Genomic DNA, 25993 nt, shown 5'->3' on the forward strand with positions numbered 1-25993 from the left:
ACGTGGACGAGAAGCGCACGGTCAGGACCAGCAAGATGCTGTCCCGCATCCTGCGGCACGAGCCCGAGCGGGTGGGGGTGACGCTGGACGGGGCCGGCTGGGTCCGGGTGGACGTCCTGCTGGCCGCCCTGGCGGCCCGGGGCACCCGGCTCACCCGGGTCGAGCTGGACCACGTGGTGGCGACCAACAACAAACGCCGCTTCGCCTACTCGGAGGACGGCCTCTCGATCCGGGCCAGCCAGGGGCACACGGTGGCGGTCGACCTCGGTCTGGCCGCCGCCGCGCCCCCGGCGGTGCTGTTCCACGGCACCGCCGCCCGGAGCCTGGACGCGATATTCCGCGAGGGCCTGCGGCCGATGGCCCGGCAGGACGTCCACCTGTCCGCCGACACCGGGACGGCCACCCGGGTGGGCGCCCGGCACGGCCGTCCGGTGGTGCTGGAGGTCGACGCCGCCGCGATGGCGGCGGCCGGCCACGAGTTCCGGATCAGCGCCAACGGCGTCTGGCTGACCGACGCGGTGCCGCCGGAGTACCTCTCCCAGCCGTAGGGGCGCGTGTCCGTCCGCCCCGGTCTCGTCGCCGGTCGCCCTGCGGCGTACCGTGGGAAGGCCGCGCGGCGAGGCGCGCGGGTGCGCGGACGAGGGCGGTTGGACATGGGAAAGAGCGCCGGCGACGACGAGGTCTTCCGGATCACGGGGGCCCGCAGCAGCCTGACCGAGGACGTCCGCGGGCGGCAGCGCCGCTACGTGGCCTCGATGCTGCTGCGCACGGTCTGCGTGCTGCTCGCGGTGGTGCTGTGGGACGTCCAGCGCTGGGTGGCGGTCGCGGCGCTGGCGGGCGGGGTGCTGCTGCCGTACTTCGCGGTGCTGATCGCCAACGCGGGCCGGGAACGGGCGCCGGGTCTGCCCTCCACCTTCGACGTGCCGCCGACCACTCCGCTGATGCTCGGCCCCGGCGGGAGGGGCGGGTCCGGTGTGACGCACGGTACCGATGTGGCCGAGCGCATGCCCACCGATTCTTCACAGACGTCGAACTGACTGCCCGTTTTGAGCTGTTTTCCGCCGTTGCATTCCACAGAAAGCTCAGAAGAAGCTCAGATTAATCATGCAAGACCTCCCCATGCCCGGGTCGGACCGTGACATACTGCGTACGCGCTCCGCATCCCCCGTCGGAGCGACGGACCGACGCCGGGCGGCTCCCCCCGTGGCTGCCCGGCGTCGCCATGCCCGCGCGCACCGCGGGGCCGCAGGCCCGCCGGACGGCGGACGGACCCCTCCGGGCGCGTGACAGACTGGCGGTGACGACCCACCCGCCGACCGCCTGAGGACGACGCCATGCTGTTCCCGGACACCCAGCCGCAGACCCCGATCTGCTCCGCCAAGGGCTGCCGGTCCGACGCCGCGTGGGTCCTGGTCTGGAACAACCCCAAGCTGCACACCCCGGACCGCCGCAAGACCTGGCTCGCCTGCCCGGAGCACCGCGAGCACCTCTCCGAGTTCCTGGGCGTGCGCGGCTTCCTCAAGGAGGTCGTCGCCTTCACCGACCGGAGCGCCGAAGAGGGCGCCCCCACGGACGGCACCCCCGCAGAGGGCTGAGCCCGGGCCCGGCACGGTCCGGCCGGCGACCAGGGCCGGACCCTAGCCGCCGATCGCCGACATCGGGCGGTCGGGCTGGTGGAACTCCGGGTCGTCGATCCCGGCACCGGCCTTCTTGCCCCACATCGCCTGGCGCCAGAGCGCCCCCAGCTCGGCGTCGTCGGCCCCCGAGCGCAGCGCCGTCCGCAGGTCGGTCTCGCCACTCGCGAAGAGGCAGTTGCGCACCTGCCCGTCGGCGGTCAGCCGGGTCCGGTCGCAGGCGCGGCAGAACGGGCGGGTCACCGAGGCGATCACCCCGACCCGGGCCGGACCCCCGTCCACGACCCAGCGCTCCGCGGGAGCGGCGCCCCGGCCGGCGGACGACTCGGGGGTGAGCGTGAACCTGGTGGTCAGCCGGTCCAGGATCTCCTCCGCGGTGACCATGGCCGAGCGGTCCCAGCCGTGCTGGGCGTCCAGCGGCATCTGCTCGATGAACCGCAGCTCGTAGCCGCGCTCCAGGCACCAGGCGAGCAGCTCGGGCGCCTCGTGGTCGTTGACCCCGCGCATCAGCACCGCGTTGAGCTTGACCGGCGTCAGCCCGGCGTCCTCGGCGGCGGCCAGTCCGTCCAGCACGTCCTGGTGGCGGCGGCGCCGGGTGAGGGTGTGGAAGGTGTCCGGGTCCAGCGTGTCGAGCGAGACGTTGACCCGGTCGAGGCCGGCGGCGCGCAGCGCCCCCGCGGTCCGCGCCAGGCCGATGCCGTTGGTGGTGAGCGAGAGCTCGGGGCGCGGCGTCAGCTCGGCGCAGGCGGCGACGACGGCCACCAGGCCGGGCCGCAGCAGCGGCTCCCCGCCGGTGAAGCGGACCTCCTGGACGCCGAGGTCGCGGACGGCGACGGTCACCAGCCGGACGATCTCCTCGTCGGTGAGCAGCTCCGGCTTGGCCAACCACTGCAGGCCCTCCTCCGGCATGCAGTAGGTGCAGCGCAGGTTGCACCGGTCGGTGAGGGAGACCCGCAGGTCGACGGCGCGGCGGCCGAAGGTGTCGAGCAGCACGGCGATCCCTTCCCGAGAGTGGCGGCCCTGGACAGCGACCGGCCCGGCCCGCCGTCGCGGCGGGCCGGGCCAGCTTAGCCATCGGCCGTTCGTCAGTGGGCGCCCAGTCCGGTCAGCGAGCGGACCTCCAGTTCAGCGTACTTCGCCGGGTCGGCCGGCTCGCGCGAGAGCACGGTGCCGATCCAGCCCGCCAGGAAGCCGACCGGGATGGAGACCAGGCCGGGGTTCTCCAGGGGGAACCACTGGAAGTCGGAGTGCGGGAAGAGCGAGTTCTTGCCACCCGAGACCACCGGGGAGAACGCCACCAGCACCACCGAGCTGATCAGACCGGCGTAGACCGAGCTGACCGCGCCCGCGGTGTTGAAGCGCTTCCAGAACAGCGAGAAGAGCAGCGTGGGCAGGTTGGCCGAGGCGGCCACCGCGAAGGCCAGTGCGACCAGGGCGGCGGTGTTGAGCTTGTCCGCGAAGAGGCTCAGCACGATCGCCACCGCGCCGATCGCGGCGGCGGCCCACTTGGCCGCGTTGACCTCCTCCCGCTCGGTGACCTTGCCCCGCCGGATGACGTTGGCGTAGAGGTCGTGCGCGAAGGAGGCCGAGGAGGCCAGGGTGAGGCCGGCCACCACGGCGAGGATGGTGGCGAAGGCGACCGCGGAGATCACCGCCAGCAGGACGGCCCCGCCGGTGGTGCCCGAGCCGCCGCCGAGCGTCTCGGCGAGCTGCGGGGCCGCGGTGTTGCCGGCCGCGTTGGCCGCCTTGATCGCCTTGGGTCCGACCAGGGCCGCCGCGCCGAAGCCGAGCGCCAGGGTCATCAGGTAGAAGCCGCCGATGATCCCGATGGCCCAGAGCACCGACTTCCGGGCCGCCTTGGCGGTGGGCACGGTGTAGAAGCGGACCAGGATGTGCGGCAGGCCCGCGGTGCCCAGCACGAGCGCCAGGCCGAGGCTGATGAAGTCGAGTTTGCTGGTCCCGGTGGCGCCGTACTTCAGCCCGGGTTCGAGGAAGGCGTTGGCCTTGCCGCTGGCGTCGGCGGCGGCGCCGAGCAGTGCGGAGATGTTGAAGTTGTACTTGGCCAGCACCAGGACGGTCATCAGGGCGGTGCCGGCGATCAGCAGCACGGCCTTGACGATCTGCACCCAGGTGGTGCCCTTCATGCCCCCTATGGCGACGTAGACGACCATCAGGGCGCCGACGGCGACGATCGTCCACCGCTTGGCGCTGTCCCCGCTGACGCCGAGCAGCAGGGCGACCAGGGTGCCCGCGCCGACCATCTGGGCGAGCAGGTAGAAGATCGACACCACGATGGTGGAGATGCCCGCGGCGGTGCGGACGGGCCGCTGGCGCATCCGGAAGGCCAGCACGTCGGCCATGGTGTAGCGGCCGGCGTTGCGCAGCGGCTCGGCGACCAGCAGCAGCGCGACCAGCCAGGCGACCAGGAAGCCGATCGAGTAGAGGAAGCCGTCGTAGCCGAAGAGCGCGATGGCTCCGGCGATACCGAGGAAGGACGCGGCCGACATGTAGTCGCCGGAGATGGCCAGACCGTTCTGGAAGCCGGAGAAGCTGCGGCCGCCGGCGTAGAAGTCGGCGGCGTCCTTGGTCTGCCGCCCGGCCCAGACGGTGATGCCGAGGGTGGCGAGCACGAAGAGGCCGAACAGGGTCATCGTCAGACCGCGGTGCTCGGTGGCGCCCGCGGCGAGGGTGAGGGGGTCGGCGAGCGCGACGGCGCTCGCGGTATGGCTGGCGAGCAGGGTCATTCGGCGGCCTCCCGGGGGGCGTGGACCACCGCGCCGCGCGCCTCGCGGATGGCGGCGGCAGGTGGGTCGAGCCTCCGGTCCGCGTAGCGCGCGTACCAGGCCGCGATGGCGAAAGTGGTGACGAACTGCAGCAGTCCGAGGACCAGGGCGATGTTGATGTGCCCGACGACCTTGGTGCCCATCAGGCCGGGGGCGTAACTGGAGAGCAGCACGTAGAGCAGGTACCAGAGGACGAAGCCGATGGTGACCGGGAACGCGAAGTTCCGGAACGAGCGCCGGAGGGCGCGGAACTCCGCGCCCTCCTCGATGAGTTGGGTTTCCTTGGCGGTGGTGGTGATCGGCGGCGATTCCACTCTGACTCCTCACTCCTTCGGCGTAGTGGTCGCACCAGTGGAACGATCGGACGTGAGCGGCGTCACAGTCCGGATGCGCGCCGCGCAATGCTAGGAGGGTGGCGCGCGGGCCGAAAGAGGTTGACCGTGATCAGCCAGACGTTCACTCCGTTGCACTAGCCGATTGGCCGAAAACAGACGTATCCGGACATGCCGAAGGGCGGCACCGGACTGCGGTGCCGCCCTTCGAAAAGCGTCAACTTGGAGGCGTCAGAACGTGATCCGCACCTTCAGCGCCGAGCGGTCGTCCATCGCCCGGTAGCCGTCCGGCACGCCCTCCAGGTCCACCGTGCGGTCGAACACGAGGCCCGGCTCGATGGCCCCGGAGAGGACGTCCGGCAGCAGCTCGGGGATGTAGGCGCGGGCCGGCGCGACCCCGCCGTTCAGCGAAACGTTTCGGCCGAACATCTGCCCGATGTCGACGCCGGCGCTGCCGCCGTGCGGCACCCCGACGTAACCGACCGCGCCGCCGTCCCGGGCGATCGAGACGGCGGTGCGCATCGACTCCTCGGTGCCGACCGCCTCCAGCACGGAGTGCGCGCCCTGGCCGCCGGTCAGCTCCCGGACCGCCTCGATCGCCGCGTCGCCGCGCTCCGCGACCACGTCGGTGGCCCCGAACCGCCGGGCCAGGTCGGTCCGGGCGGTGTGCCGGCCGAGCGCGATGATCCGCCCGGCGCCGAGCCGGTGCGCGGCCAGCACGCCGCACAGGCCCACCGCGCCGTCACCGACCACCGCCACGGTGGATCCCGGCCGGACCCGCGCGGAGACCGCGGCGTGGTGCCCGGTCGCCATCACGTCCGAGAGCGCCAGCAGGCCCGGCAGCAGCTTCTCGTCGCCCTGGGCCTCCTTGGGCAGCTTCACCAGCGTGCCGTCCGCCCACGGGACGCGCACCGCCTCGCCCTGCCCGCCGTCCGAGCCGACCTGACCCCAGAAGCCGCCGTGCGGGCAGGAGGTCTGCAGCCCCTCGCGACAGAAGTCACACCTGCCGTCCGACCAGACGAACGGCGCGACCACCAGATCGCCGACCTCGAAGTCACGCACCTCGGCGCCCGTCTCCTCGATCACACCGAGAAATTCGTGCCCGATCCGTTGCCCGGCGACCCGGGCCGCGACACCGCGGTACGCCCACAGGTCGCTGCCGCAGATGCAGGCGTTCACCACCCGCACCACCGCGTCGGTCGGCTGCTGCACGACCGGGTCCGGCACCTGCTCGATCCGGATGTCACTGGGGCCGTGGATCACGGTGGCGCGCATGAGGGTTCGTCCTTCGGAGAGGCGCCCGCGGGGTGCGGCGGGCGGCCGGCAGATATTCGACCAGGTGTACGACGAATACTCCGCCCACTCTATTCCGGCCCGCCCCGTCCAACATTCCGAGCGGCACCGGTCCCACCCGTATCGCGGCGGCGCACCGCCCGCGGGCCTTATTCTGTTGGACCATGTACGCGATCCAGCCCGAGACGCCCGGCGCGGTACCGCGGACGGCTCCCGTCCCGGCCCAGCGCTCCGCCGCCCCCGCCGAGGGCTTCGCGGTGGTGGACGTCGAGACCACCGGCCTCGGCCGCTCGGACCGCGTCATCTCGGCGGGCGTCTACCAACTGGACGAGGACGGCACCGTCACCGACCACTGGTACACGCTGGTGAACCCCGAGCGCGACCCCGGACCGGTCTGGATCCACGGCCTCACCAGCGACCTGCTGGTGGGCGCGCCCACCTTCCCGGAGATCGCCGGCGAGTTCGCCGAGCGGCTGCGCGGCCGGGTGATGGTCGCCCACAACGCGCTCTTCGACTGGAACATGATCTCCCGCGAGTTCTCCCGGGCCGGCCTGCGCGCCCCGGTCGACCAGCGGATCTGCACCATGGTGCTGGCCCGCGACCTCCGGCTGCCGCTGCCCAACGGCAAGCTCTCGTCGCTCGCCCGGCACTTCGGCGTCCACCAGCAGCAGGCGCACAACGCGCTGGACGACGCCCGGGTGCTCGCCGAGGCGTTCCGGCCCAGCCTGCACCTGGCCCGCCAGGGGGGCGTCCCGCTGCCGCTGCAGACCTGCGTGGCCGTCACCGACCTCGGCGACGACCAGCCGGCCTCGCCCGCCCGGGGCAACTGGACCGGTGCCGCCTACCGCCAGGCCCGCAAGCGCCCCGCCTGCCCGTACCCGAACCCCGGGCGCTGGGAGGACGGCGAGCCGCTGGTCCAGGGCATGCGCGTGGCGTTCACCGGCGACACCTCCACCGACCGCGAGCTGTTGGAGGACCGCGCCGTCGAGGCGGGCCTGCACATCGCCTCGTCGGTGAGCCGGCTCACCAGCCTGCTGGTCACCAACGAACCGGGCAGCTGGAGCGGCAAGGCCCGCAAGGCCCGCGAGGTCGGCACCCCGGTGATCGGCGAGGACGCCTTCCTCCAGCTGCTGCGCGAGGTCGCCCCGCACCCCGGTGCGTGAGCCGGTTGTGAGGTGGGCGTACCGTGCCCATGTGTACCGTTTTCTGCTCTCCCGGCGCTGGCTGATCACCCTGTTGGTCGCCGTGCTGCTGATCCCCACCACCATCCGGCTGGGGTTCTGGCAACTGCACCGCCACGAGGCGCGGGTGGACCGCAACGAGCTGATCGCCCGGGCCCTCACCGACCGGCCCGTCCCGTACGAGACCCTTTCGGCGGAACCCGGCTTCGCCGTCCCCAAGGGGCTCACCTGGCGCGCGGTGACCACCACCGGGCAGTACGACCCGGAGCACGAGTTCGTGGTCCGCAAGCGGACCGACTCCAGCGGTGACAAGATCGGCTACTTCGTGATCACCCCGCTGGTGCTCGACGGCGGCAGGGGCACCGTCCTGGTCAACCGCGGCTGGGTGGCCTCCGGCACCTCCGCCGTCACCTACCCGGACGTCCCGGCCGCGCCGTCCGGCCAGGTCACCCTGACCGGACGGCTGCGCGCCGACGAGGCCGCCGGCAACGGCCTCAAGGACCGCGCCGGCCTGCCGGACCGGCAGTTCAACCTGATCAGCTCCACCCAGCAGGCCAGGGAGACCGGTGCCGCCCTCCTCGGCGGCTACCTGGAGCTCACCGCGACCGTGCCGGCACCGGCCGACGAGCCCGAGCTGCTGCCCGAGCCCAACCACTCCGACATCGGCCCGCACATGGCGTACGCGATCCAGTGGTGGCTGTTCACCGCGATGATCCCGGTCGGGTTCTGGGTGATGGCGCGGCGCGAGGCCAAGGACCGGCGCAAGGAGGCCGGCGAGGCCGAGGTCGCCCCGGTCGCCGTCCCCGCCTGAGCCCGCCCGCTCCCGTTACAGGACGTCCGCGAGGTCGCGGAGCAGCCGGGCCTTGGCCCGGGCACCGACCACCGACTTCACCGGCTCCCCGCCCCTGAACACCATGAGCGTCGGCATCGAGAGCACCCCGTACGCGGCCTGGGTCTCCGGATTGCGGTCGACGTCCAGGCTGACCACGGTCAGCCGGTGCGCCTCCTCCCTCGCGATGTCCGCCAGCACCGGCACCATCTGCCGGCAGGGCGGGCACCAGTCCGCCGTGAAGTCCACCAGCACCGGCCCCTCGGCCGCCAGGACCTCCGCGGCGAAGGTCTCGTCCGTGACCTCCGCGACCCCTGCGATCTGCACCATGGTCTACTTCTCCTCCCACTCGACTGCCGGCTGCGCGGCCCATTCGCACTGCGGCGGCTCTCCGGCGGTGCCGACCGCCAGCTCGTCCCGCTCCCGCTCGGCCCGGGCGAACTGCCCGGCCACCTGGGTACGGACCTCCTGGAGCCGGTCGATGCACTCGTCCAGTTCGGCCAGCTTCCTCCGGTAGACCTCCAGCGAGGCCGGGCAGGAGTCCCCGTGCGGGTGACCGGCCTGCAGGCACTCCACGAACGGCCTGGTCTCCTCCAGGCCGAACCCGAAGTCCTGCAGCGTGCGGATCTGCCGGAGCAGCCGCAGGTCCTCCTCGCCGTACGCGCGGTAGCCGTTGCCGGCCCGCCGGGCCGGGAGCAGCCCGAGCTGCTCGTAGTACCGCAGTGCCCGGGTGGTCGTCCCCGCCCGCCTCGCCAGTTCACCGATCCGCATGACCGCATCCTCGCCCTTCCGGCCGCTGTCCGAAGGTCGCTGTCCGAAGGCCGCCGGGAACGACGGTAGACCTTGACGCCGACGTCAACGCCAGGGGCGGCGCGGGCCCGGGCCCCGCCGCGTCCGCACTACCTTCCGCCCGCCCTCACCCGGCAGGATGGCCCCATGGATCTTGGACTGCAGGACAAGGTGTACGTGGTCACCGGCGCCACCCGGGGCCTGGGCCTCGCGACCGCCCGCGAGCTGGCCGCCGACGGTGCGCGGGTGCTGGTGAGCGGCCGGAGCCGGGAGTCGGTGGACGCGGCGGTCGCCGAACTCGCCGGACTCGGCGGCGGAGCGGACGCGGTGCACGGGCTGGTGGCCGACAACGCCGCCCCGGAGACCGCCGAGCGGCTGGTCCGCGAGGCCGTCGAGCGGTTCGGCCGGCTGGACGGCGTGCTGATCAGCGTCGGCGGTCCGCAGGCGGGCCCGGTGGGCACCGTCCCCGAGGAGGCCTGGCGCGACGCGTTCGAGTCGGTGTTCCTCGGCGCGCTGCGGATCGCCCGGACCGCCGCGGGGACGCTCGGCGAGGGCGGGGTGATCGGGTTCGTGCTCTCCGGCTCGGTCCGCCAGCCCATCCCGGGTCTCGGCATCTCGAACGGTCTGCGCCCCGGCCTGGCGATGGCCGCCAAGTCGCTGGCCGCCGAGCTCGGTCCGCGCGGCATCCGGGTGGTCGGCCTGCTCCCGGCCCGGATCGACACCGACCGGGTGCGCGAGCTCGACGCGCTCGGCGGCGACGCGGAGGCCTCCCGCGTCCACCACAGCGCCGCCATCCCGCTCGGCCGCTACGGCACCCCGGAGGAGTTCGGGAAGGTCGCCGCGTTCCTGCTCTCCCCCGCCGCGTCCTACCTCACCGGTGTGATGATCCCGGTCGACGGCGGCGCACTGCCCGGACTGTAGGACGGCGTTCGCCGGCCGCGCGTGGAGGCATCCGCCCGGCGCGCGGCAGGCGGATGCGCCGGGCGGTCAGAGCACGCGCGGGTGCTTGTCGCGCCGTCCGCCGCGCCGCGCGGCGGTCTCGTGCCTCGCCGGCACCACCCGGATCCGCAGGTCGGCCGGAAGGTCCGACAGCCCGAGACTGACCAGCGCGTCGGTGCGCGGGCCGGTCTCGAAGTGCTCGGCGAGCGCCGCCGGATCGCCGCCGGACGTCATCCGGACGGCCGCCCGCAACCGGGGGTGCCGGGCTCCGCGCAGCAGCCGGACACCCACCCGCTCGACCTCGGGGAGCGCCACGGTGCCGGTCTCCAGAGCGTCCTCCAGTGCCCCGGTGCGCAGCCGCAGCCGCAGCCCCGGTGTGCCGGGGGTCGGCACCGGTACGGTCGCCGGCCCGCTCCGCCGCAGCTGGGCGAGCAGCCACCAGGCGGTCCCGACGACCACCACGGCCAGCCCGGCGATCACCGCAGGCCACCACCAGGCCTCGGCCACCCAGCGGGTCCGCGCCCGCGCACCGATCACCGGCCGGTCCGGCGAGGCCTGCGGCCACCGGTCCGGCAGATCCACGCCCAGCCTCCGGTACAGGTCGAGGCCCCCGGCCAGGACCAGCAGCCCGGCCACCAGCAGGACCACCCCGACCGCACCCACCAGCACCCGGTTGACGGTGCTCCGGCTCACCCGCTCCCACCACCCTCCACGACGGCGCCCTGCACTCCCCCGCCGGACCCGCGCCGGCGCCCGCGCCGGGTCCTGACGTCCAGCCGCAGCGGTCTCGCCAACCCGACGACCGCCAGCTCGTCCCGCAGCTGCCGCTGCACCGAGGCCGGATCGGCCGGGCCGGTGAGGGTGATCCGGACCCGGCGGCGGCCGGTCCGCACGCGCAGGTGCTCGACGCCCGGCAGGTCGGCGGCCCGGTGGACCAGCAGCGCGGTCACGCCGGACCGGTCGATGGCCGCGGAGGTGCCGCCGACCGGGCGGAGCGGGAGCCAGCGGCTCAGGCCGGGGGCGAGGGCGAGCCAGAGCAGCCAGCCGCCGAGCAGGGTGGCCGCGCCCGCTCCGAGCAGCACCCAGGTGTCGTCGAGGTGCCGGGTGGCCAGTTCGTCGGCGATCTCGGCACGCCAGCGGCGGGCGGCGTGCCCGGTGCGGACGGCGACCACGTCGTAGAGCAGCGCCACCGCGGCCACCAGGACCACCGTCGCGACCACCACGGCGGCCGTGGTCCGCGGTGCCCGCAGCCGCGGCACCCGGACCGCGGCGGGCCCGGGCTCCGGAGCCGGTTCCCCGGCCGCACCGACCGCACCGGCCTCCGCCGGCAGGGCGGGCCCCGCAGGCCCCTCAGGACCCCCAAGCCCCTCATGCGCTCCGGACTCCGCATGCGCTCCGGACTCCGCCGCCCCGGCAGCCTCCGCCGGTACGGCGGGCTCCACGGGCGGCGTCCCCGGCTCCCCCTCCGCCGGCCCGGTCATCCCGTGCCCTCGGTGACGAGCCGTTCCACCACGACCACCACCTCGGCCACCCGGGTCCCGGTCAGCGCACCGACCTGGGCGGCCACCCGGTCGCGGACGGCCCGGGCGAGGGCGGCGAGGTCGGCGGGGAACGGCAGGTCGACGGCGACCCTGACGGTGACGGCGGCGGAGGGCGAAGCGGGGCCGGTGACGGAGACCTTCGGCGGCCCGCCCGGTCCGCTCCGGCCCGGCCGGACCTCGGCGAGCGCCTCACCGGCCGCCCGGGCGGCGATCCGCGCGTAGACGCGGTCGGCGATGCGCAGCCGGCCGCGCGCGCCGGGTTCGCGGGTGGCGGGCGCCGGGACGAGGGCCGCCATCAGCGGCGCCGGTCGCGGCCGCGCAGGAGGTCGCCGAGGTCACCGAGTTCGAGGTCGCCCTCCAGCAGGCGGCCGACCACGAAGCCGACCACCCCGAGGGCCGCCACCAGCAGGAACGCCGCGAACCCGCCGAAGTAGCCGGCGAAGCCGAGGGCCATTCCCACCACCAGGCCGATGAGGGCCAGGTTCATCCGTTCCACCTCGTCTTCCGCCGCCCGCCGCTCCGGGCGTGCTGCCGCACAGGGACTACTTCAGCTTGGGCCGCTGGCCGGAGGAGGGGAGCTCCTCTTCCTCCTCCTCGATGTCCGGCTCGTCGGGCAGGTGGACGTCGTTGACGGCGATGTTGACCTCGACGACTTCCAGCCCGGTCATCCGCTCGACCGCGTCGACGATGTTCTCCCGTACCTGCCGGGCGAGTTCGGGGATGACGACGCCGTACTCGACGACCAGCGCGATGTCGATGGCGGTCTGCTTCTCCCCCACCTCCGCCTTGATGCCGCGCCCGATGTTGCCGCGCCCGCCGGGGACCCGGTCGCGCATCGCGGCGAAGGTGCGGGCGAGCCCGGAGCCGAGGGAGTGGATGCCGGTCACCTCGCGGGCCGCCATCCCGGCGATCTTCTCGACCACGCCGACGGCGAGCGCGGTGCGACCGCGTTCACCGGCGGCCCCGCCGAGGCCGGCGGTCGAGGAGCCACCGGTGGAGGCACCGGTGGAGAGGTTCTTGTGCAGGGTGGCGGGCGTCGGAGTGTCAGGCATGGGCTCATCTCCCGTCGTACGGCTCCAGCTATATCGCAAATCGCTCCAACTCTGGCATTTCGCCACGAATCCCGCCCCCGGAACCGGCCGGGGAGGCCGGTCAGTCCCCGATGCCGGCCAGGTCGCGCAGACGGCGGGCCTGGGCCGCCCGTTCGGCCGAGCGCTGCTCGTCGTAGGAGCGGCCACCGGCGCCCTGGAGCAGGGCCTTGGTCTCGATCACGGCGTTGCGCGGTGCGGCCAGCAGAGCGGCGGCGAGGTCGCGGGCGGCGGCGTCCAGCTCGCCCGCGGGGACGGCCAGGTTGGCCAGGCCGATCGCCGCGGCCTCCTCGGCGCCGACCCAGCGTCCGGTCGCGCAGATCTCCAGCGCCCGGGCGTAACCGACGAGTTCGGTGAGCGGCTTGGTGCCGGCGAGGTCGGGGACGAGGCCCAGCGAGGTCTCCTTCATGGAGAACTGCACGTCGTCGGCGACCACCCGCAGGTCACAGCCGAGGGCGAGCTGGAAGCCGGCGCCGACCGCGTGGCCCTGGACGACGGCGATGGTGACCAGGTCGGGGCGGCGCCACCAGCTGAAGGCCTCCTGGTAACCGGCGATGATCCCGTCGAGCTCCTCGGGCTCGGCGGCGGCGAGCCGGAGGAAGCTGGGCTCGCCGGGGATGCCCTCGGGGGTGAACATCGCACGGTCGAGGCCCGCCGAGAAGGAGACGCCCTCGGCGCGGAGCAGCACCACCCGGACGGTGCCGGGCAGGTCGCGGCCGACGGCGGACAGGGCGCGCCACAGGGCGGGCGACTGGGCGTTGCGCCGCTCGGGCTGACAGAGGGTGACGACGGCGAGTGCGCCGTCGATCTCCAGGCGGACGCCGTCCCGCTCCCGGCTCTGGGTCTGCGGATCGGTGGCGGGAGCGGTCATGAGGGGACCTCCGGTGGCGAGGATGCTTGGCTACCGGAGAGTAACAAAAGTGGTGGGGCGACGGCAGGGGGCAGCACGGAGCTGCGGACGGCCCGCCCGCGCGCCGGTCGCGGATATGACGATCGGCGGCCGGTTCACTCGGACCGGGGAGTGGACGACGCTCGGTCGCCTCCCCGGCCGGCGCCCTGCCGCCGAGTCATCCGCCCGTTGACCGACGGAGCGTCAGGAACCTGCCCCGGCAGTAGCTTTGTTCTTGCCCCGCGTGGCACCGCCGCGGCCCCGGAGAATCACTCCGGACTCGCTCAGCATCCGGTGCACGAAGCCGTACGAGCGGCCGGTCTCCTCCGCGAGAGCGCGAATGCTCGCCCCGGAGTCGTACTTCTTCTTGAGATCGGCCGCGAGCTTCTCACGCGCGGCACCGGTTACCCGGCTGCCCTTTTTCAGAGTCTCGGCCACCCGTGCCTCCTCGTAGCGTTGCTCGGTCAGATTCCCATGATCACCCATCCACCGCGTCCTGGCCACCCATTCGACAAGGTCCATGTCGGGAATGCGCGGTCCTTCGGTAGTGATCCGAGCGCACAAGGGCGCTCACGCAGAGTGCACGCCCCCGGACGAATACCGCCGTCCGGCGAGAAAGGGCTGATCAGCAGCGTCGGCCCGGCCACGATCGAGTGGCGGGCCGACGGAAGCTCCTTAAACGGAATGCGGGACCTCTTCATTCCCGGACACGCCGAAGGGACTAGTTTTTCTGGTCCAAAATGTGGAGGGAATGTCTAGTTCCGGCCAGACGGACAGCCGAATGCCCGGCCGTCCGTACGGGCGACCGGGCATCGGGAGGTCGGCGGGATCAGGCCAGCGTGACCAGGTCGTTGTAGGCGGGGCTCCAGAGGTCCTCCACGCCGTCCGGCAGCAGGATGATCCGCTCCGGCTGGAGCGCGTCGACCGCGCCCTCGTCGTGGGTGACCAGCACGACCGCGCCGCTGAACTCGCGCAGCGCGCCGAGGATCTCCTCGCGGCTGGCCGGGTCCAGGTTGTTGGTGGGCTCGTCGAGCAGCAGCACGTTGGCACTGGAGACCACCAGCGCGGCCAGCGCGAGACGGGTCTTCTCACCGCCGGAGAGCACCCCGGCCGGCTTGTCGACGTCGTCGCCGGAGAAGAGGAACGAGCCGAGGATCTTCCGGATCTGCACCAGGTCGGTGTCGGGCGCGGAGGAGCGCATGTTCTCCAGCACCGTCCGCTGCGGGTCCAGGGTCTCGTGCTCCTGGGCGTAGTAACCGACCTTCAGGCCGTGGCCCGGGATCACCTCGCCGGTGTCCGGCTTCTCCACCCCGGCCAGCATCCGCAGCAGCGTGGTCTTGCCCGCACCGTTGAGCCCGAGCACCACGACGCGCGAACCGCGGTCGATGGCCAGGTCCACGCCGGCGAAGATCTCCAGCGAGCCGTAGGACTTCGACAGGTCGCGCGCCGTCATCGGGGTCTTGCCGCAGGGCGCCGGGTCCGGGAACCGCAGCTTGGCGACCTTGTCGCTCTGCCGGACCTGGTCCAGGCCGGAGAGCAGCTTCTCGGCGCGGCGGGCCATGTTCTGCGCGGCCACCGTCTTGGTCGCCTTGGCGCGCATCTTGTCCGCCTGCGCGTTCAGCGTCGCGGCCTTCTTCTCGGCGTTGGTCCGCTCGCGCCTGCGGCGCTTCTCGTCATCCTCGCGCTGCTGCTGGTACTGCTTCCAGCCCATGTTGTAGACGTCGATCGCGGAGCGGTTGGCGTCCAGGTAGAAGACCTTGTTGACGACCGTCTCGACCAGCTCGACATCGTGCGAGATGACGATGAAGCCGCCCTTGTAGGTCTTCAGGAAGTCCCGCAGCCAGACGATCGAGTCCGCGTCGAGGTGGTTGGTGGGCTCGTCGAGCAGCAGCACGTCGGAGTCGGAGAACAGGATCCGGGCCAGCTCGACGCGGCGGCGCTGACCGCCGGAGAGCGTGTGCAGCTCCTGGTTGAGGATGCGGTCCGGCAGGCCCAGCGCGGCGGCGATGGTGGCGGCCTCGGCCTCGGCCGCGTACCCGCCCTTGGTCAGGAACTCCGTCTCCAGGCGCGCGTACTTCTTCATCGCGTTCTCCTGGGTGGCGCCCTTGCCGTTCGCCATCCGGTCCTCGTTCTCGCGCATCTTCTTCAGCACGGTGTCGAGGCCGCGGGCGGAGAGGATGCGGTCCTTGGCGAGGACGTCGAGGTCGCCGGTGCGGGGGTCCTGCGGCAGGTAGCCGACCTCGCCCGAGCGGGTCACCGTGCCGGAGGCGGGGATGCCCTCGCCGGCCAGCACCTTGGTGAGCGTGGTCTTGCCGGCGCCGTTGCGACCGACCAGGCCGATCCGGTCGCCGGGGGCGACCTTGAAGCTCGCCGACTCGATCAGGATCCGGGCACCGGCACGCAGCTCAAGGGCGTTGGCGGAAATCATGGCTGGGGACTACTCCTGGGGCGTGGGCGGGCGCCCGGACGGGGCACGGGCCGGGACGGCGGGTGAAGGGCGTCGGCGGAGGCTCGGCGGACCGCACGGCGCGGCGCCGCTCGCCCGCTAGTGCACGGAGAGAACAGCCATGACGGCAAGTCTACCGGGCCGCGCGAGCGAACCCCGAGGGATTACCGGCCGGGGGTACCCGGAGGGCCGGCTACCGCGGCTGCTGCCCGTCCGCCGGCGCCGCGCAGCTGCCCTCCGGGCGGACGGCGGCGAACGGCTCGGCCGGGCTGCCGCAGGCGGCCTCGGGCGCGGCCGCGCGGGTGTCGAAGACCTTGGGAGCGACGATCGGGCCGTCCGAGATCAGCACCCGGCGGCCGTCCAGCGCCTTCATCGAGACGCCCGGGCCGGCGTTGAGCTGCCAGCCGCTGCTGTCCAGCCGGTAGCCGGAGATCCCGCCGGAGACCGACTGGCCGCTGCTGTTGGAGCAGCTGCGCGGAACCAGCACCGCGAAGTCGCTGGCCACCGTACGGGTCGGGTCGTAGACGCAGTTGCCGGCCGGCTTGGAGTTGTAGCGCAGGTCCCCGTCGGCGTCGCGGAAGCCCATCGTCAGATTGGGTGTGACCACCGCCACCCAGGGCGCGGACTGCTGGACCGTCCGCAGCGAGGCCGCCGCCCGCTCGGTCGCGAGCTGCTTGCGCTGCTCCTCGGTGCGCTTGTCGGCGCCGGGCTCGCCGTCGGCGCGCAGCCAGTCGGCCAGGCCGGGCACCGCGCGGTGCCAGCGCACCTCGTGGTCGCCGGGCCGCACGGAGGTGACCAGGCCGTCGTCCCAGACCACCACGGCGTTCTCGCCCGCCATCGACAGGTAGAGCGCGGTGGCGCCCTCCCGCTGGTACGACCAGGCGTGCTCCCCGGTGGCCTTGTGGTACGCCTCCAGGCCCGGTCCGACCCTCAGGTCGAGGTCGGCCGCGTCCAGGGACTTCACGGCGTCCGGGCTCGCGTCCGAGGCGCCCGGTGCGGCCACCCGGTCACCGAACGGAACCGGCTTGTTGGCGTGCGCGGCCGCGCCCGCCACAAGGACCAGCAGCACCGCCAGGGCAGGCAGGATCGATCGGGGGCTGAGGGCGCGCGACTTCCAGGACACGGGCGGAGCGTACCTTTCACCGCCCGCGCGAGTCAGCCGGACCTCTCCGTACGGCCGGACGGCGGAACCTCGCCGGCCGGTTTCGCACGGGCCGGCCGACGCCGCCCACCGACCTGCGCCGTCGGGCCCGGCGGCGCCCCGGGCCCCGCCCGGGCCCGGGGCGCGGGTAGGGCTCCCCGGGCCTCCGGGACTGTTACAGAGGTGATACACGGCACACCGCCGGACGGCGTTCGAATAGCGCCCACTTTAGGGTGACATTCGGCTTTTCCTCCGCCCGGCGGGCCTACTGTCGGCAATCGGGGCGTCACGTTGCGTCGCCCTCCGCCCTGCCCCACCGAGGCCCCCGCCCGAGGAGAGACCATGCGATTCGGCCGCCTGGCGCTGGCCGCCGCCGCCCTGCTGCTGCTCACGACCGCCAGCGTCCCCGCCGGCACCCCGCTGAGCCAGACCGAACGGCACACGCTCTCCTCCGACGCCATCTCGCCGCGCGGCGCCGCACCGCGCCCGGTCGTCCAGCGGCCCAAGCACGAGCCCCCGTTCGGGGCGTTCGTCGGCTCCTGGGACCGGTACATCCCGCAGATCGGCCGCTACGCGCAGTGGCTCAACAACGCCAACCTCCAGGTCGGCCACACCTATCTGGCGGGCAACGGCTGGGCCGACGTCGAGGGCGAGGCGATGGTGCTCGGCATGTGGTCGCAGTGGCGCCAGGCGGACCCGTCCCGGACGCTCGTCCTCGGCGTGCCGATGCTCGTCCCCAACGAGGCGAACGTGCCGGACGGCGAGGTCGCGAAGCTGCTCGCCCAGGGCGCGCGGGGGGACTTCGACCGGCACTTCCTCAAGCTGGCCCGCCGACTGGTGGCGCTCGGCGGCGCGGACACCGTCCTCACCCTCGGCTGGGAGATGAACGGGGTCACCTACACCCACCGCTGCAAGCCCGACCCCGCGGCCTGGAAGACGTACTGGCGACGGATCGTCACCGTGATGCGGTCGGTGCCCGGGCAGCGGTTCCGTTTCGACTTCACGCCCAACCGCGGGCTGGACGCGATCCCGTGGACCAAGTGCTACCCGGGCGACGACGTGGTGGACATCATCGGCATGGACAGCTACGACCAGCCGGCCGGCGCGACCTTCGACGACTACGTGCACGAGCCGTACGGGCTGCTGGACCAGGTGGAGTTCGCCGCCAAGCGCGGCAAGCCGGTCTCGTACCCGGAGTGGGGGCTGTTCCGGAACGGCGACAACCCGGAGTTCGTGCAGCGGATGGTGGAGTGGATCCGCACCCACGACACCGCCTACCAGACGGTCACCGACTACTGCCCGCACGGCTTCTGGCAGTGCGACCGCAACCCGCGGTCCAGCGCCCGGTTCCGGCAGCTGATGGGCGGCTCCCCGGGGGCACCGGCCGCGGCCGCGCCGACGGCGCCCCCGGCACCGGCGGCGCCCACGATGCCGTCCGCACCGCCGGCGCCGGCCGGCGCACCGACCGGTCCCCCGGCCTCGCCCATCACCCCGGCCCCGGCCTCGGCCTCGGCGGCGGCCTCCGCGCCGCCGTCCGCCACGGCGAGCCCGTCGGCCAGCCCCTCACCGAGCCCGTCGGCCGGTCCCTCGCCGAGCGCCTCGCCGACCGCCGCCCCCGCGCGGCGCTAGGACGTGTCCGGCAGACGCCCCCGGAGTGCCCGTTCAGCTCCGGCGGCGGGCGAGCAGGGACTCCTTCAGCTTCGGCAGCCGGCTGCTGAGCACGCGCACCGCGGCCTGCCGGGAGCGGACGGCGCCGCACCGGACCGCGGCGGCCGGGGCCGGGCCGCGCGGGCCGAACAGCAGCCGCTGGTTCGGCAGCCGGTCCGGCCGCCAGCGCTGCTTGTACGGCTCCTGGCCGCGCAGCAGGCCCAGCACCGGGATGCCCGCGCCGACCGTCTCGTCCAGCGCGGCGCCGAACAGCAGGCCCGCGATGTCCAGCCGCTCGCGCAGCCTCGGGTGCGCGCCGTACATGTAGAGGCCGCCGAAGGACGGGCAGAGCAGCAGCAGGTTGACCGCGACCAGCTCGCCGTCCAGCCAGTACTGGTGGACGGCGGCCCGGCCGGTGGCCACCAGGCCGGTGGTCGACTCGTCCAGGTGACGGGCGAACCGCTCGGTGCGGTGCTCCGGGGTGACCCCGCGGTCGGCCCACTGGAGGAAGTGCAGCCGCAGCAGCCCGGCCAGGGCCTCCGGCACCTCCGCCGGGGGCGTCGAGCGCACCTCCACGCCCGATTCGGCGATCTTGCGCAGCTTGACCCGGCTGCGCTGGGCGGTCTTGCCCGGCACCCGCTTGAGCAGCTGCTCCATCGGGACGGCCGGCAGGTACTGGCAGAGCGAGTCGGTGAACCGCCGGCGCCGGCCGCGCCAGTGCGCGAAGACCCGCTGGACGGCGGCCTCCGGGTGGACCTCGCGCAGGTCCAGACTGTGCCAGGGGCGGGTGAGCGGGAGCGCGGCGGCGAACTCGGCGGCGGCGCGGTCGGCGCAGGAGTCGTCGAGCAGGATGTCCGTGAAGTCGATCAGCCCGTCACCGAGGCCGGCCAGGCCGCCCAGCGGGCCGCCGCGGCGCTGGAACGCGCCCGCGCCGACCAGCCGGCCGTCACGGCGGACCAGGACCACCAGCAGGGCGCCGGGGCGTCCGTAGTGGCGCCACCAGGAACGCTGCCAGACGGCGGCCTGGAAGAAGGTGGCGGTCCGGCAGCGGGTGACGAGGTCGTCCCACTCCTCGGCGAGGGTGTCGAGCGCGTCGTCCTCGCGGCGCAGCTCGGTGGTCCAGCGCGGTGCGCACGCCTGGGCGGGGAGTCCCGTGGTCGGGGCGGCTGCCTCGGTGCTCATCGTCCGCTCCCGGCCACGGTCTTGGTCCTGTTCTCCGACTCGGCCGGAGCCGCGTCCGCGGCGGGCCCGGCCTTTCCGGCCCGGGCCGCCGTGTCGCCGGTCCCGGACGCGGCCGTGACCTCGGCCGTGACCTCGGTCCCGGCTGCGGGCCGGGGCTCCGGGCCGGGGTCGGCCACGGGTTCCGCCCCGGGCTCGGCGGTGCGCGGGCGCGGAGCGGTCGGGACGGGCGCCGCCCCGGCCGCGGGGCCGGCGGCGCTGTCGCTCCGGCGGCGGGTCATCATCACCAGCGCGCCGATCAGCACGCCCGCCGCACCGCCGACCGCCACGTCCAGCCGCCCGGAGGGGGTGGTGGGCCGCTCGGGCTCGGCGGCGGCCGCGAGCGGGACCAGCCGGACGCCGGTCTCCTTGGTGCTGCCGTTGGCGAAGGCGACCAGGGAGCGGGCCACCGCGTCGGCCGTCAGGACGGCCTCCTGCGGGTCCGCCCCGGTGCCGGTGATCTCGATCATCGGGGCGTCCGGCGAGGTGGTGCCGTGCACCAGGGCCTCCAGCTCGGACCGGCTGTGCCCGGTCTCCGCGGCGGCTGCCGCGAGCACCTGCGGCCGGCCGGCCAGCCGGCCGTACGCCTGGGCGAAGTTGACGGCCGTGGCGCTCTCCCCCGGGTTCTCCGACACCACGATCACGTAGGAGTCGGCGGCGTACGAGGGGTGGGCGACGACGGCGTACCCGGCGCCGGCGGCGGCACCCAGGGGCACCGCGAGGGCCAGCGGCCACCAGCGGCGGACCAGGAGACGGGCGCTTCGGCGCGGTTCGGTCATCGGGACTCCTTGGATACGGGGGCCGCCCGGCCGGCGGCCCGGCGACTGGGGAGCTGCCGGCTCAGGCGGGGACCAGGCGGTCGTAGAGGGCGCCGAGGTCGGCGGCCACCCGGACGATGTCGTAGTGGCCGACCGCGGGGGGCCGGGGCAGCGGGTCGGTGCTGTGGTCGTTGAGGTGGCGCAGCTCGCCCAGCGCGGTGGCGTACGCGGCGGCGTCCGACGGGATCCGGCGGGCCTGCGGGGCGGCGCTGGGCGGCAGTTCGTCCAGGGCCGGACAGGCGCTGTGTCGGACCGGGAGGCCGGCCGCCAGCCCCTCCAGGACGCCGAGTCCGAAGGTCTCCTCGGTGGAGGGCGCGGCGAGCACGTCCAGCGCGGTGAGCAGGTCGGGGACGTCGTCACGCTCGCCGGTGAGCACCAGCCGGTCGCGGACGCCGAGTTCGGCGGCCCGGCGCTCCAGCGCGGCGCGTTCCGGACCCTCGCCGACCAGCACCAGGCGGGCCGCGCCGTCGAGTTCGGCGAGCGCCTCCAGCAGCACCGGGAAGCGCTTGCCGGGGACCAGGCGGCCGACTCCGCCGACCACCCAACTCCCGGGCGGCAGGCCGAGTTCGGCGCGCAGCCGGGCGCGGGTGGCAGCCCGGTCCGCATCCTGCCGGCGGTAGCGGTCGGCGTCGATGCCGTTGGGGATCAGCTCCACCCGGCCCGGCGGGACGCCCCAGCCGTGCAGGGTCTGGGCGACCTGCCGGGAGACCGCGACGGTGGTGGTGCCGAGCCGTTCGGCGGCCAGGTAGAGGCCCTTGACGCCGCGGGTGACCGGCCGGCCCTCGATCACCCCGGCGTGCAGCGAGTGTTCGGTGGCCACCACGGCCCGGACCCCGGCCAGCCTGGCGGCCAGCCGGCCGTACAGTCCGGCCCGGTAGAGGTGGGTGTGCACCACGTCGTAGCGGCCGGCCCGGATCAGGCGGGCCAACCGGGGCAGCGCGCCGACGTCCCGGTTGCCGCGCATGCCGAGGTGGTGCACGGTGACGCCCTCGGCGCGCAGGGCGGCGGCGACCGTGCCGGGGTTGGTCAGCGCCAGGACCTCGCAGTGCTGGTGCGCGGGCAGGTACCGGAGCACCAGCTGGAGCTGGCGTTCGGCGCCGCCCGAGGCGAGGCCGGTGACGATGTGCAGCACCTTCATCGGGCAGCCCTGCCGTGGCCCGCCCGCTCTCCGCCGGGGCGCTCGGACCCGCGGGCGGCACCGTCCGCGGATCCGGCGGGCGGGAGGTGCGTCCGGGCCCCGCCGGGTTCGCCGGACCGCCGGACGGGTGCGCCCGGGTCGTTCCCGGGCCGCTGGTCGCCCTCGGCGGCGCGGACCTTCGGCTCTGGGCGGTCCGCACGGTCCGTACGGTCGGCCCGGACCGGGCGCTCGGCCTGGTCCGGACGCTCGGGGCGCTCGGGGCGGGTGCGGGCGGCGAGACGGGTACGGCGCAGTTCGGTGACGGTGTCGCGGAGGCGGTGCCGGCCGCGCTTGGCGCGCAGCCGCCAGGCGCCGTCGCGGTCGCCGACGTAGCAGCGCGGCAACGCGTACCTGCCGGTGAGCGGGGAGTGCGCGATCGCGCAGGCGTAGTCGTAGCCGGCGTCCCGGACGGCGTGGGTGGCGGCCAGGTCGACGGCGCCGTACGGGTAGCAGAAGCCGGTGACCGGACCGCCGACCATCTCCTCCAGGGCCCGGCGGCTCTCCCGGGTCTGGTCGGCGAGCACGTCGGCGGGCAGGCCGGACAGCGCCCGGTGGCCGAGGCCGTGCGAACCGATCTCCCAGCCGGCCGCGGCGAGGTCGGTGACCTCCTGGACGGTGAGCAGCTTCTTGCGCGGGCCCTCGGTGTCCCAGTCGTTGGCCCGGCCCAGCAGGTCGGCGACCACGTAGGCGGTGGCGGTGAAGCCGTAGGCCTGAAGGATCGGCACGGCGTAGCGGCCGAAGTCGGCGTAGCCGTCGTCGAAGGTGAGGCCGACCAGCTTGTCGTCCCGGCCGGCGGCCCTGGCCCGCATCAGCTCGCGGACCGAGACGCCGCGCCGGCCGCACCGGTGCAGCCAGGCGATCTGTTCGGCGAACCGTTCGGGGCTGACGGTCAGCTGGTAGGGGTCCTCGTCCTCGACGGCCACCGAGTGGTACATCAGGATCCACGGCGAGGAGGGCTCCGGTGCGGGCGCCTCGGCGATCGGGCGGCGGCTCCTCGGCAGCTGTGCCGGTGGTCGGCGGGTGCCCGGCCGTGGTGCGTCGGGGCGCGGCGCGTCGGTGTGCGGGCCGACCGCGGCCGGCGCACCGGGTGCGGCGGGGCGGCGGACGCCCGACAGGACCGGCCGGACGAATCCCCGTTCAGCGTCCATGGGGAGGCTTCCCTTCATCGGCGACAGGTGACGGGCCCAGGGCCCGGGCTGCGGCGCGGACCGGTCCGCGCACCTCGCGGGCGCCGAGGACGGTGCCCAGGGCGGCGAAGACCAGCGCCACGGTGAGGCCCCCGCACAGGGTCGAGAGCAGGGGGTCGGCGGTGAGGCCGGCGACGGGGGTGCCGAGCGCGACGGCGCCGGCGGCGGAGGCCAGCAGCCGGGCGTGGCCGCCGAGGACGAGGCGCAGGCGCAGCGGGATGCCGCGCAGGACCAGGCCGTGCAGCAGGAGCGCCGCGGTGGCGGTGATGCCGACCGCGTTCCCGGCCGCCAGGCCCGGGGCACCGAACCGGGGGGTGGCGAGCAGACCGCCGACGACGGTGACGACCAGGCCGAACGCCATCGCGGCGGCCGGGTACCAGTCGAGCAGCCGGCGTCCGCCGTCGTCGGGGCTGGGGTCGCCGGCCCGGCGGACCACCGGGCGGAGCGAGAAGTAGGGGCGGATCATCACGCCGATCAGCGCCTGCGCGGGCAGGCCGAAGCTGTAGACGCGGATGACGGCGGCGGTGGCGGAGGTGTCCCGGGGGCCGAAGGCGCCGCGTTCGAAGAGCAGCGCGACCACCGACGGCGCGCAGGCGAGCAGGAAGGCGGTGCCGAGCAGGACGACGGCGGCGGCCTGGCCCAGGTCCTTCTCGACGCGGTCGCGGGCGGCGGTGAGGTCGCCGGCGGCGAGCGCCCGGGCGACCAGGGGGAAGGTGACGGTGCAGATCAGGATGCCGGCGGTCATGGCGAGCTGGGAGACCTTGGCGGCGTAGTTGAGGTGCGAGATGGTGCCGGCCGGCAGCTCGGAGCCGAGGAACCGCTCGATGAAGACCTGGGACTGGCGGGTCAGGGTGAAGGCGGCGACCGGCAGCAGGGCGAGCGGGATCAGCACGAGGGCCTTGCTGCGGGGGCGGCGCCCGCGGGCGGGGCGGGCGCCCGGTCCGGTGCGCAGCCCGTACAGGAAGGGGACGATCAGCAGGCCCGCCATCAGCAGGCTGCCGAGGGCTACGCCGAGGGCGGCGGAGCGGACGCCCCAGATCGCGTGGCAGCTGAGCAGGACGCCGAGGATGCCGACGTTGTAGGCGACGTAGATCCCGGCCGGGGCGGTGAAGCGGTGGTGGGCGCGCAGGGCCGCGGCGAGGTAGCCGGCCACGCCGAAGGGCAGCACGGTGATCGCGGTGATCCGGGTGCAGGTGACGGCGAGTCCGGGGTTGGCCAGGCCCGGGGCCAGCACGTCGACGAACCAGGGGGCGCCGAGGGCCGCGCCGAGGGAGAGCGTGGAGAGCGCGAGCAGCAGCCAGGGCAGGGTGGCGCGGACCAGTTGGCGGACCGGGTCGGGGCCGTCGGGGTTCTCCTCGCGGAGCACCAGCGCGAGGGCGAAGGCGGGCACCATGAGGAAGGACATGGCGTCCTCGATCAGCAGCGGTGCGGCGGTCTCGGGGACGGTCCAGGCGACCAGGAAGGCGTCGGTGCCCTGGTTGGCGCCGAAGTAGCGGGCCAGCAGGAGGTCGCGGAGCAGGCCGAGGGCGGAACCGGCGGCGCTGAGGACGGCGGTGACGCCGAAGGCCTTGGCGAGGAAGCCGCGCCGGGGGGCGGCTGCGGGGTCGGCGACGGCGGGGTCGGCGGGCGCGGACCGGGGGGCCGGCAGGGCCGGGGTGAGCGCGGTGGGCTGGTCGGTGCTCATCGGGCCGCCGCCTCCGGGCCCGCGCCGCGGGGGCCTCCGGCGACTCTGGCGGCTCGGGGGGCTCCGGCGCCGCGGGGGGCTCTGGCGGCTCGGGCGGCGAGGCCGAGGACCACGGAGGTCAGCACGGTGGTGGTGCCGCCGATGTCGGCGTAGAGGAAGTCGACCAGGACCCAGGTGAGCAGGGCGAGCGCCGCCAGACCCGGGCCGCGGGCGTGCCGGAGGCAACCGAGGAGCAGGCCGAGGAAGAGCACACCGTAGGCGACGATGCCGGTCAGCCCCTGCTCGCTGAGCACCAGGAAGTACATGTTGTGCGGGGAGAGCAGCGGTTCGCGCTGGAACCCGATGGTGGCGTCCGCGGCGTCGCTGCCGGAGGAGAGCCGCAACGGGGCGTGGCTGTCGCGCAGTTGCTGGAAGGCCTTGGGTCCGGCGCCGGAGAACGGGTGGTCCTGCCAGATCCGCCCTGCGGTGGCCCACAGGTCGTAGCGGTCGGAGACCGACTGGTCGGGGGCCTCCGAGACGGAGCCGATCGAGCTGATCCGGGCGGTGACACCGGAGCCGCCGAGGCCGAGGCCGCCGACCAGGACGACGGCGGCGGCCAGGCCGAGGACGGCGCTGCGCACGGCGAGCCGGGCGTCGGCGCGCAGCAGCAGGACGGCGGCGGCCGCGGCGGTGGCGATCCAGCTGCCGCGGCTGAAGGAGACGGCGAGCGGGAAGGTCAGGAAGGCGGCGGCCGTGAACAGCGCCCGCCGGAGCCGGGGGTCGCCGGCCGGGCCGCGTTCACCCAGGGCGAGGGCGAGGGCGGCGAGCAGGCCGTAGGCGACCACGGTGGACATCGCCATGATGTCCAGCGCGCCGAAGGTGCCAACGGCGCGGATCGGCCGGCCCGTGTAGGAGGCGCCCGTCCCGGTGAGGAACTGGTGGACGCCGACGACGCCCTGGACCAGCGCGGCGACCACGAAGGAGCCGAGGACGAGGCGCTGGTCGGTGCGGTCGCGCAGGGAGCAGAGCACGGCGGCGGGGACGAGCACGAAGACCTGGGTGAGCCGGACGAAGCCGGTGAGGCTGGTGGCCGGGTCGATCGAGCCCACGGTGGCGACGGCCGCGGCGGCGACCACGGCGCCGAACCGGACGGCGTCGGCGCGGCCGATCGCGGGCGTCCGGCCGCGCAGCAGGTTGACGGCGGTGAGGGCGACCAGCGCGAGCGAGGCGAGGTCCGCGGCGGTGACGTGGACGGCGGCGGCCACGTCCTTCTCCCCGGTGGGGACGCAGACCAGCAGCACGGTGGCGGCGGCGAGCAGGGCGGGGCGGTCCTGGAGGAGCACCCCCGCACGCCGTAAGAGGTGTGCGGGGCGGGGAGGTGTGGCAAGGGTCAGGGCC

General features: G+C 74.4%; 28 protein-coding genes. 7 read left to right on the top strand and 21 right to left on the bottom strand.

Annotation, left to right across the window (positions count from 1 at the left end; all coding sequences use genetic code 11):
- The first annotated feature begins 2 nt into the window (after positions 1 to 2).
- The 3 genes from ACFWOG_RS02065 (at position 3) to ACFWOG_RS02075 (ending at position 1595) form a co-directional block, all read left to right on the top strand.
- Positions 3 to 548 carry an RNA 2'-phosphotransferase gene (locus ACFWOG_RS02065; protein ID WP_329883440.1) on the top strand — a complete coding sequence of 182 codons (546 nt, stop codon included), beginning with the start codon at positions 3 to 5 and terminating at the stop codon, positions 546 to 548.
- Between the two features lie 105 nt (positions 549 to 653).
- Entirely contained in the window at positions 654 to 1037 is a 384-nt protein-coding gene (locus tag ACFWOG_RS02070) for a DUF3099 domain-containing protein (protein WP_329883439.1), read from the top strand.
- A 297-nt stretch (positions 1038 to 1334) separates the two neighbouring features.
- Positions 1335 to 1595, top strand: coding sequence for a hypothetical protein (locus ACFWOG_RS02075; RefSeq protein WP_380353825.1), 261 nt, complete (start codon positions 1335 to 1337; stop codon positions 1593 to 1595).
- A 42-nt stretch (positions 1596 to 1637) separates the two neighbouring features.
- On the opposite strand, the gene moaA is transcribed toward ACFWOG_RS02075, so the two are convergent.
- From moaA to ACFWOG_RS02095, 4 genes are all read right to left on the bottom strand, one after another.
- Positions 1638 to 2627 carry a GTP 3',8-cyclase MoaA gene (gene moaA, locus ACFWOG_RS02080; RefSeq protein WP_380353828.1) on the bottom strand — a complete coding sequence of 330 codons (990 nt, stop codon included), beginning with the start codon at positions 2625 to 2627 and terminating at the stop codon, positions 1638 to 1640.
- Positions 2628 to 2719: 92 nt separating this feature from the next.
- On the bottom strand, positions 2720 to 4378 hold the full coding sequence (locus ACFWOG_RS02085; RefSeq protein ID WP_355401678.1) for a cation acetate symporter: 1659 nt from the start codon (positions 4376 to 4378) through the stop codon (positions 2720 to 2722).
- Positions 4375 to 4731: a DUF485 domain-containing protein gene (locus ACFWOG_RS02090; RefSeq protein ID WP_329883435.1), complete on the bottom strand. Its 357-nt coding sequence runs from the start codon at positions 4729 to 4731 to the stop codon at positions 4375 to 4377. Before ACFWOG_RS02090 ends, ACFWOG_RS02085 begins: the two co-directional genes overlap by 4 nt.
- A 249-nt stretch (positions 4732 to 4980) precedes the next feature.
- Positions 4981 to 6024: a zinc-dependent alcohol dehydrogenase family protein gene (locus tag ACFWOG_RS02095; protein WP_329883434.1), complete on the bottom strand. Its 1044-nt coding sequence runs from the start codon at positions 6022 to 6024 to the stop codon at positions 4981 to 4983.
- A 182-nt stretch (positions 6025 to 6206) separates the two neighbouring features.
- On the opposite strand from ACFWOG_RS02095, the gene ACFWOG_RS02100 reads away from it, so the two are divergent.
- A complete protein-coding gene (locus ACFWOG_RS02100) occupies positions 6207 to 7205 on the top strand; it encodes a DEDDh family exonuclease (RefSeq protein ID WP_329949591.1) in 999 nt (332 codons plus the stop codon).
- Positions 7206 to 7236: 31 nt separating this feature from the next.
- Positions 7237 to 8034: an SURF1 family protein gene (locus ACFWOG_RS02105; RefSeq protein ID WP_329883432.1), complete on the top strand. Its 798-nt coding sequence runs from the start codon at positions 7237 to 7239 to the stop codon at positions 8032 to 8034.
- Positions 8035 to 8049: 15 nt separating this feature from the next.
- Here the strand turns inward: ACFWOG_RS02105 and trxA are convergent, their stop codons facing one another.
- Together trxA and ACFWOG_RS02115 are read right to left on the bottom strand one after the other, a co-directional pair.
- Positions 8050 to 8382 (bottom strand): thioredoxin, encoded by a 333-nt coding sequence (gene trxA, locus ACFWOG_RS02110; protein WP_329949590.1) that lies wholly within the window; start codon positions 8380 to 8382, stop codon positions 8050 to 8052.
- Positions 8383 to 8385: 3 nt separating this feature from the next.
- A complete protein-coding gene (locus ACFWOG_RS02115; RefSeq protein WP_329883430.1) occupies positions 8386 to 8823 on the bottom strand; it encodes a MerR family transcriptional regulator in 438 nt (145 codons plus the stop codon).
- 165 nt (positions 8824 to 8988) lie between these two features.
- Here ACFWOG_RS02115 and ACFWOG_RS02120 point away from each other — a divergent pair, with 165 nt between their 5' ends.
- Positions 8989 to 9762: an SDR family oxidoreductase gene (locus tag ACFWOG_RS02120; protein ID WP_329949588.1), complete on the top strand. Its 774-nt coding sequence runs from the start codon at positions 8989 to 8991 to the stop codon at positions 9760 to 9762.
- Positions 9763 to 9828: 66 nt separating this feature from the next.
- On the opposite strand, the gene ACFWOG_RS02125 is transcribed toward ACFWOG_RS02120, so the two are convergent.
- The 9 genes from ACFWOG_RS02125 to ACFWOG_RS02165 form a co-directional block, all read right to left on the bottom strand.
- Positions 9829 to 10473 (bottom strand): alkaline shock response membrane anchor protein AmaP, encoded by a 645-nt coding sequence (locus tag ACFWOG_RS02125; RefSeq protein WP_355401666.1) that lies wholly within the window; start codon positions 10471 to 10473, stop codon positions 9829 to 9831.
- A complete protein-coding gene (locus ACFWOG_RS02130; protein ID WP_329949587.1) occupies positions 10470 to 11003 on the bottom strand; it encodes a DUF6286 domain-containing protein in 534 nt (177 codons plus the stop codon). The genes ACFWOG_RS02125 and ACFWOG_RS02130 overlap by 4 nt, the downstream gene beginning before the upstream one ends.
- Before the next feature lie 254 nt (positions 11004 to 11257).
- Positions 11258 to 11617, bottom strand: coding sequence for a hypothetical protein (locus ACFWOG_RS02135; protein ID WP_329883426.1), 360 nt, complete (start codon positions 11615 to 11617; stop codon positions 11258 to 11260).
- A complete protein-coding gene (locus ACFWOG_RS02140) occupies positions 11617 to 11808 on the bottom strand; it encodes a hypothetical protein (RefSeq protein WP_329883425.1) in 192 nt (63 codons plus the stop codon). The genes ACFWOG_RS02135 and ACFWOG_RS02140 overlap by 1 nt, the downstream gene beginning before the upstream one ends.
- 55 nt (positions 11809 to 11863) lie before the next feature.
- Positions 11864 to 12373 carry an Asp23/Gls24 family envelope stress response protein gene (locus tag ACFWOG_RS02145; RefSeq protein WP_329949586.1) on the bottom strand — a complete coding sequence of 170 codons (510 nt, stop codon included), beginning with the start codon at positions 12371 to 12373 and terminating at the stop codon, positions 11864 to 11866.
- A 100-nt stretch (positions 12374 to 12473) separates the two neighbouring features.
- Positions 12474 to 13280 (bottom strand): enoyl-CoA hydratase/isomerase family protein, encoded by an 807-nt coding sequence (locus ACFWOG_RS02150; RefSeq protein ID WP_329949585.1) that lies wholly within the window; start codon positions 13278 to 13280, stop codon positions 12474 to 12476.
- Positions 13281 to 13502: 222 nt separating this feature from the next.
- Positions 13503 to 13736, bottom strand: coding sequence for a helix-turn-helix domain-containing protein (locus ACFWOG_RS02155; RefSeq protein WP_030059940.1), 234 nt, complete (start codon positions 13734 to 13736; stop codon positions 13503 to 13505).
- Positions 13737 to 14127: 391 nt separating this feature from the next.
- Complete coding sequence (gene abc-f, locus ACFWOG_RS02160; protein ID WP_380353836.1) at positions 14128 to 15726, bottom strand: ribosomal protection-like ABC-F family protein; 1599 nt, start codon at positions 15724 to 15726, stop codon at positions 14128 to 14130.
- Positions 15727 to 15937: 211 nt separating this feature from the next.
- On the bottom strand, positions 15938 to 16867 hold the full coding sequence (locus tag ACFWOG_RS02165) for a hypothetical protein (RefSeq protein WP_329883421.1): 930 nt from the start codon (positions 16865 to 16867) through the stop codon (positions 15938 to 15940).
- Positions 16868 to 17227: 360 nt separating this feature from the next.
- Here ACFWOG_RS02165 and ACFWOG_RS02170 point away from each other — a divergent pair, with 360 nt between their 5' ends.
- Positions 17228 to 18514, top strand: coding sequence for a glycoside hydrolase family 26 protein (locus ACFWOG_RS02170; protein WP_380353839.1), 1287 nt, complete (start codon positions 17228 to 17230; stop codon positions 18512 to 18514).
- A gap of 33 nt (positions 18515 to 18547) precedes the next feature.
- Here the strand turns inward: ACFWOG_RS02170 and ACFWOG_RS02175 are convergent, their stop codons facing one another.
- The 6 genes from ACFWOG_RS02175 to ACFWOG_RS02200 form a co-directional block, all read right to left on the bottom strand.
- Positions 18548 to 19714, bottom strand: coding sequence for a GNAT family N-acetyltransferase (locus tag ACFWOG_RS02175; protein WP_380353842.1), 1167 nt, complete (start codon positions 19712 to 19714; stop codon positions 18548 to 18550).
- Positions 19711 to 20529 (bottom strand): hypothetical protein, encoded by an 819-nt coding sequence (locus tag ACFWOG_RS02180; protein WP_380353845.1) that lies wholly within the window; start codon positions 20527 to 20529, stop codon positions 19711 to 19713. The genes ACFWOG_RS02175 and ACFWOG_RS02180 overlap by 4 nt, the downstream gene beginning before the upstream one ends.
- A gap of 61 nt (positions 20530 to 20590) precedes the next feature.
- Complete coding sequence (locus tag ACFWOG_RS02185) at positions 20591 to 21706, bottom strand: glycosyltransferase (RefSeq protein ID WP_329883417.1); 1116 nt, start codon at positions 21704 to 21706, stop codon at positions 20591 to 20593.
- A complete protein-coding gene (locus ACFWOG_RS02190; protein ID WP_380353848.1) occupies positions 21703 to 22893 on the bottom strand; it encodes a polysaccharide deacetylase family protein in 1191 nt (396 codons plus the stop codon). Before ACFWOG_RS02190 ends, ACFWOG_RS02185 begins: the two co-directional genes overlap by 4 nt.
- Positions 22883 to 24616 (bottom strand): lipid II flippase MurJ, encoded by a 1734-nt coding sequence (gene murJ, locus ACFWOG_RS02195; RefSeq protein ID WP_329883415.1) that lies wholly within the window; start codon positions 24614 to 24616, stop codon positions 22883 to 22885. Before murJ ends, ACFWOG_RS02190 begins: the two co-directional genes overlap by 11 nt.
- Positions 24613 to 25938 carry an O-antigen ligase family protein gene (locus ACFWOG_RS02200; RefSeq protein WP_380353851.1) on the bottom strand — a complete coding sequence of 442 codons (1326 nt, stop codon included), beginning with the start codon at positions 25936 to 25938 and terminating at the stop codon, positions 24613 to 24615. Before ACFWOG_RS02200 ends, murJ begins: the two co-directional genes overlap by 4 nt.
- Positions 25939 to 25993: the final 55 nt, after the last annotated feature.

The organism is Kitasatospora sp. NPDC058406 (assembly GCF_042722765.1).
Classification (GTDB): domain Bacteria; phylum Actinomycetota; class Actinomycetes; order Streptomycetales; family Streptomycetaceae; genus Kitasatospora.